This is a genomic window from Reyranella sp. (assembly GCF_050185545.1).
Classification (GTDB): Bacteria; Pseudomonadota; Alphaproteobacteria; order Reyranellales; family Reyranellaceae; genus Reyranella.
In genome coordinates this window covers 1-5,924 of the sequence record NZ_JBFWZI010000300.1, presented here as the reverse complement: position 1 = coordinate 5,924, position 5,924 = coordinate 1, and the positions used below count along the sequence as shown (strand labels likewise).

The 5,924-nt window shown below is 67.4% G+C and carries 5 protein-coding genes; 3 read left to right on the top strand and 2 right to left on the bottom strand.

Going from position 1 to position 5,924, the window contains the following annotated elements; all coding sequences use genetic code 11:
• Positions 1–96: 96 nt before the first annotated feature.
• Positions 97–510, bottom strand: coding sequence for a hypothetical protein (locus AB7O82_RS36640; RefSeq protein WP_428621745.1), 414 nt, complete (start codon positions 508–510; stop codon positions 97–99).
• 667 nt (positions 511–1,177) lie between these two features.
• Here AB7O82_RS36640 and AB7O82_RS36635 point away from each other — a divergent pair.
• The 3 genes from AB7O82_RS36635 to AB7O82_RS36625 all read left to right on the top strand — a co-directional run bounded on the left by AB7O82_RS36635 (position 1,178) and on the right by AB7O82_RS36625 (position 4,820).
• Complete coding sequence (locus tag AB7O82_RS36635; RefSeq protein WP_428554778.1) at positions 1,178–2,530, top strand: glycosyltransferase family 4 protein; 1,353 nt, start codon at positions 1,178–1,180, stop codon at positions 2,528–2,530.
• A gap of 390 nt (positions 2,531–2,920) precedes the next feature.
• Positions 2,921–3,835: a hypothetical protein gene (locus AB7O82_RS36630; protein WP_428554775.1), complete on the top strand. Its 915-nt coding sequence runs from the start codon at positions 2,921–2,923 to the stop codon at positions 3,833–3,835.
• Between the two features lie 7 nt (positions 3,836–3,842).
• Positions 3,843–4,820, top strand: a complete 978-nt coding sequence (locus AB7O82_RS36625) for a Bug family tripartite tricarboxylate transporter substrate binding protein (protein ID WP_428554772.1) — start codon at positions 3,843–3,845, stop codon at positions 4,818–4,820.
• A gap of 200 nt (positions 4,821–5,020) precedes the next feature.
• On the opposite strand, the gene AB7O82_RS36620 is transcribed toward AB7O82_RS36625, so the two are convergent.
• The coding region (locus tag AB7O82_RS36620; protein WP_428554769.1) for an isocitrate/isopropylmalate family dehydrogenase at positions 5,021–5,924 on the bottom strand (904 nt) is incomplete at its 5' end.

Below are 5,924 nucleotides of genomic sequence, written 5' to 3'. Positions count from 1 at the left end.
CACCCAGGCGGAGATCGCCCTGGCGAACGACTTTACGCTGAAGCTGGTGGGCGTCATCGACCTGAACGACTACCACGCAGCGACCGCAGCGCACGTCTAGTCCAAACTGAGGCATAGTCTTCCGGACTGCGGGAGCGGTCGCATCCCGCCATCGCCCTTCGGGATCTCCACCCGGCGCACCGCTTGCGGCTGGTAATCGCCCTGCCGCAGAGCTTCGCTCAGCTCGGCAAGGTACTCCTCCCGCCGCGCCTCGAACCTCTCCACACTTTCCCCGTCCACGCCGCTGGCACCGCCGTTCGCCCGGAATTTCTCCCAGGCCACCGACAGCGTCTTCGGCGCGAACACTTTGCCTATAAGGCTGAACCAGCGTCCTCCTCTGACGCCGTTGACCAGCGCCGAGATCATGTGTTCCGTCCACACCGTGCCTTCCGCCCAGCTCAAATCCGGGGCTTCTACGCCTTGCTTAGCCTGTCGCACTGTCGGCGCTTGTTTGACCTTGTCTGTCTTCACGCATCCACCTTCCTGACTCCCTTCCCTAAAGCCGGTTTTTGCTGCCCGACCCTCTCGCTTCCCTCGGCTGGCGCCTCGGGCCGCTGCAGTACTACGAAGGCTCTGACTCCTGACCAACTCACTCACTTTGGTCAGGTCTCTCCGCTTACTCCGCTTTGCCTCGGAACATCCCACCCTCAACCACGTCATGGTGCCCGTGTCGGGCCGTCACTCTCGCCCCCGCAGCAGGCCTCTCGGCCCAGGCTTCGCCATACGCTCGCAGGCTCGCCACTCCATCCCGCCGAAACAGGTTCGTCATCCTGCAGGCTGTTCCTTCGCTTCCGGTTGCTCTCCACCCGCCCTCACGAACGATGCAGTTACCTGCAGCTTCACGTGTTGTGACTTCACATGGCACAGACTCCCACCGTACTGACAAAGCGTCCTCGCGGACGCACGGGCGCGCCACTCCAGTGGCGCATCTTCTGTGTGATCGACGATGATCGCGCCACTAGAATGGCGCACCCGCAGCGCAGACGCCCGCGGCCCAGAAAAGGCACGAGTCATTCGGGACACCCCCTGCAGCAAGCGGCATTTGTCATGTTGGCCCCTGCCGCACTTCTTGTATGAAGGGTCGCCAACGGCCCTTGCGCGATCCGCGAGGCGGACACAAGGAGCGCACTGCAGATCCATGACGCTTTGGCTAGATGTCGACGACTTCTTCTATTTCGCGCAGCGCAGCGCCCGACCGACCGGCATCCAGCGCCTGACCGGCGAGGTCTATTGCGCGTTCGCCGAGCAGGCCCCCGACCGCGTCCGCTTCGTCACCCACAACGAGCGCCCCGGGCTGTTCAAGCTGATCGACTGGCAGGAGGTGCACGACACCTATCGCAACATGACCAGCGGCAGTGCCGCGAGCCCGCCCGCGCCGCCGGCCGCCGCCGTCGAGCCCCAACTGGCAGACGTTGCCACGCCGACCGCACCGTCCTCGCTGATGGCGCGGCTGCGCAGCTGGATGTTCCCGCCGCCACCCGCGATGCCGCAGCCCGAGCAGCCCCAACCCCCACCGGCAGCGACGCGTATCGAGGATCTACGCGACGTCGGCCGCGCCGGCGATGTGCTGTGCGCACTCGGCGCGCCGTGGCACGACGGCAACTACGCCACGCGCGTTCGCGAGCTCACCGGGCGCACGGGCATGCGCTTTGCCATGCTGGTGCACGATCTCATCCCGCTGGTGCGGCCGGAGTATTTCGAGCTCGGACGGGGCCCCGAGTTCGGCAAGGTGATGCGCGAGACCCTGCCGCTCGCCGACGCCATCCTGACGAACTCGCGGTCGACGGCGCGCGACGTCGCGGCCTGGACGGCCGGGCAGGGCATTGCGCTCAAGTGCCAGCCGCGCGCCGTGCCGATCGGCACCGGCTTCGCCCGGCCGCAGCCGGGTTCCCTGCCTGAGCCGCTCAGCCCCGGCGGGTTCGTGCTGTTCGTGTCGACCATCGAGACGCGCAAGAATCACCAGCAGGCGTTCCGCGTCTGGTGCCGCATGCTGCGCGACCTGCCGCGCGAGACGGTTCCGACCCTGGTGTTCGCGGGCAGCGTCGGCTGGATGGTCGACGACCTCATGAAGGCGATCGAGGCCACCCGCTGGCTCGACGGCAAGCTGGTGTTCATCCGTTCGCCGGACGACGCCACGCTATCGGCCCTCTATCGCGATTGCCGCTTCACCCTGTTCCTCTCGCACTACGAAGGCTGGGGCCTGCCGGTGAGCGACAGCCTGTCGTTCGGCAAGATCTGCGTCTCGTCCGACCGCACGTCGATGCCGGAGGCCGGCGGGCCGTTCTGCCTCTATGTCGATCCGGACGACACGACCGGCGCCTACCAGGCGATCCGCCGCCTGATCGAGCACCCCGACGAGCTGGCGCGGCTCGAGCACCGGCTGCGCACCGACTTCGCCCCGGTCGGCTGGTCGGCCACCGCCGACGCCATCCTCGCCGCGACGCTGGATGCGGCGCCCCGTCGCCGCTGCATCTCCATTCCTCCCCCGTAATCGGGTCCGTAATCGGGGTAGGTGCCCGGTCATACGGGGCGGAGGGGGAAGGCGACAGACGAGATCCATGAGATCCCGACGTCGGAACTTCATGGATCTCGTCTGTAGCCTTCCCCCTTGTGTGCGGCAAATTTGGCAGAATGTGCGAACGGGCGGCTGTTCGAGCAACCGCCCGTCGTCGACCCTGAGCCCGTAACCCCCAAAGGCCTGAGCCGGAGCGTGGGACAGGGCCGATGTCTTCCTTAAACCCGAACAGTTGCTCCGGCCCTACGGGCCACCCCCCGATTACGGCGGAAGGAGTGAAAGATGGCGAACGACACCCGCCCGCGACTCCGGCTCGCCGCGCGGAAGGGGCGATGGTAGGGTGGCGACTTAACGATGGGAGACGTCATGCGTTCAATTTGGGCGGGACTCACTACGGCCTTGCTGCTGGTCGGGCTGGCGACGGCATCGTGGGCGCAAAACGGGCTGGAGCGCTTCGACAAGGAGATCAAGCCGCAACTCGAGCTGAAGAAGTTCAGCTACGCCAGTGGCGCCCCGCTCGGCAACGCGGGCTTCGTGCTGAACGACGTGGTGGCCGTCATCCCGGCCAATGCCGCGACCGGCGACAAGGAGAGCACGGTCAAGATCCAGAAGGTGACGGTCGACGAGATCGACTTCGATCGCCTGAAGAAGGAGTCCAGCCCCGAGGACGCGCCGCGCTTCGCCAAGCTCAAGCTCGAGGGCATCACCGGCGACGACGACATGTTCGCCGCCCTGAAACCCTATGGCGTGCCCAACGTGCCGGTCGACGTGGCGCTCGACTATCGCATCGACACCGCGGCGAAGGTGCTGCACCTCAACAATCTCGAGATGACCCTGCGCGGCCAGGCCAGCATCGCACTCGCCATGGTGCTCGAAGGCATCAGCGACAAGACCGACGCTTCCACGGCCAAGGACGACGGCCGGCTGCGCAGCGCCAAGCTGACCTACGACGACAAGGGACTGCTGGCCAAGGTCGTGCCGCCGCTCGCCCAGACCGAGAGCCTCAAGCCCGAAGACGTGGTCAAGACGGCGCTGGCCTCGATCGCGGGCTTCGCCGAGCCGCAGGGTCCGCAGACCCTGCAGGCGCTCGACGCCATCGCCTCCTTCATCACCGACTGGAAGGCGCCCAAGGGGCCACTGGTGCTGGGCCTGAAGCCCTCCAAGACGGCGGGCGTCGACGATCTCGACAAGATCATGATGCCCAACGCGCTCACCGACCTGTTCGGCTTCACCGCGACCTATCCGGGCACCAAGCCCGGCGCTGCCAAGGCCGGCAAGTAGGCCGATCATGGACCGGCGCGCGCTCCTCGCCGGCGGGCTGCTGCTCGCCGTCGTTCCGGCGGCGACGCAGGCGCAGGAAAAATTTCCGGCGCGGCCGATCCAGATGATCGTGCCGTTCCCGCCGGGCGGCGTTGCCGACATCACCGGCCGGCCGACCGCGCAGGTGATGGGCCGCCTGCTCGGGCAATCGGTCGTGGTGGTGAACAAGGCGGGCGCCGGCGGCTCGGTCGGCGCCGCCCTGGCGGCGCGCGCCCAACCCGACGGCTACACGATCCTGATGGCGCTGTCGTCGATCTCGGTGCTGCCGGTGGCCGACCGGCTGCAGGGCCGGGCGCCCGCCTACGAGCTCGACCAGCTCACGCCGATCGCCCTGATCAGCGCCGACCCGACGGTGCTGGTGGTCAGCGCCGACGGCCCCTATCGCACGCTGAAGGACCTCGTCGAGGCCGCCAAGGCCAAGCCCGGCACGATCAATTACGGCTCGTCGGGCGTCTACGGCACGCTGCACGTGGCGATGGAGATCTTCGCCGGCGCCGCCGGTATCAAGCTGTTCCACATCCCCTATCAGGGCGGCGGACCGGCGGTGGCGGCGCTGCTCGGCGGGCAGATCGATTGCCTGGCCTCGGGTCCCGCGGCGGCGATCGGCCAGATCAAGGGCGGCAAGATGCGCGCACTCGCGGTATGGGGCGACAAGCGCCTGGCGTCGCTGCCCGACATGCCCAGCATGGCCGAGCTCGGCTACGACGCCACCTTCTACATCTGGTCCGGCCTGTTCGCGCCCGCGGCCACGCCGCAACCGATCCTCGCGACCTTGCGCGACGCGGTGAAGCGCACGGTCGCGGAGCCTAATTTCAAGGAAGCGATGGCCAAGGTCGAGACGCCGATCGCTTATCTCGACGCGCCCGAGTTCAAGACCTTTCTCGCGCGCGATGCCGAGCGGCTGCGGATCGCGGTCGAGCGCATCGGCAAGGTGCCGGAGAAGTAACCAACGGCGCCGGGTCTTCGTCTTCCGGACCGCGGGCGTCTCGCCGGCTCATGAGCGGGCGAGACGCCCGCGGTCCGGAAGAGAAACGGCCTCTGCGAGTCATGGCTGGGAGCGCGCCACTCCCATTGCGCGCTTCTTGGTGTTTTCACATACCATGAGCGCCAAAGGAGTGGCGCGCTCCCGGCCATGAGCATTTGAGTTCACACATTCGCCCCTTGAACGGCACCGATCACGGCGGCGGTGACATCAACCGTTCGCGCCTTGCCACCGAGGTCGGGTGTGTGGAAACGCGGGTCGGCCGTCACCGTCTCGATCGCCCGCATGAGGCGACCGGCGGCGGCGGGCTCGCCGAGATGCTCCAGCATCATGACGGCGGACCAGAAGGTGCCGATCGGGTTGGCGATGCCCTTGCCCATGATGTCGAACGCCGAGCCGTGGATCGGCTCAAACATCGACGGGAAGGTGCGCTCGGGGTTGAGGTTCGCCGTCGGCGCAATGCCGAGCGAGCCGGCCAGCGCCGCGGCGAGATCAGACAGGATGTCGGCGTGCAGGTTGGTCGCCACAATGGTGTCGATGGTCTGCGGCTTGATCACCATGCGCATGGTCATGGCGTCGACCAGCATCTTGTCCCACTTGACGTCGGGGAATTCGGCCGCGACCTGGACCGCGATCTCGTCCCACATCACCATGGCGTGACGCTGCGCATTCGACTTGGTCACGACCGTGAGCTGCTTGCGCGGCCGCGACCGCGCGAGCCGGAAGGCGAAGCGCATGATGCGCTCGACACCGGCCCGCGTGAACATGGCGACGTCGGTCGCGGCCTCGAGCGGCGAGCCCTGATGGACGCGGCCGCCGACGCCGGCATACTCGCCCTCGGAATTTTCGCGCACGATCACCCAGTCGAGCTCGCCACCGTTGACGTGGCGCAGCGGCGAGGTGATGCCCGGCAGCACGCGGGTCGGCCGCACGTTGGCGTACTGGTCGAACGGCTGGCAAATGGCCAGCCGCAGCCCCCACAGCGTGACGTGATCAGGTATGTCGGGATGGCCGGCAGAGCCGAACAGGATCGCATCGTGCCGGGCGATCAGGTCGCGGCCGTTCTCG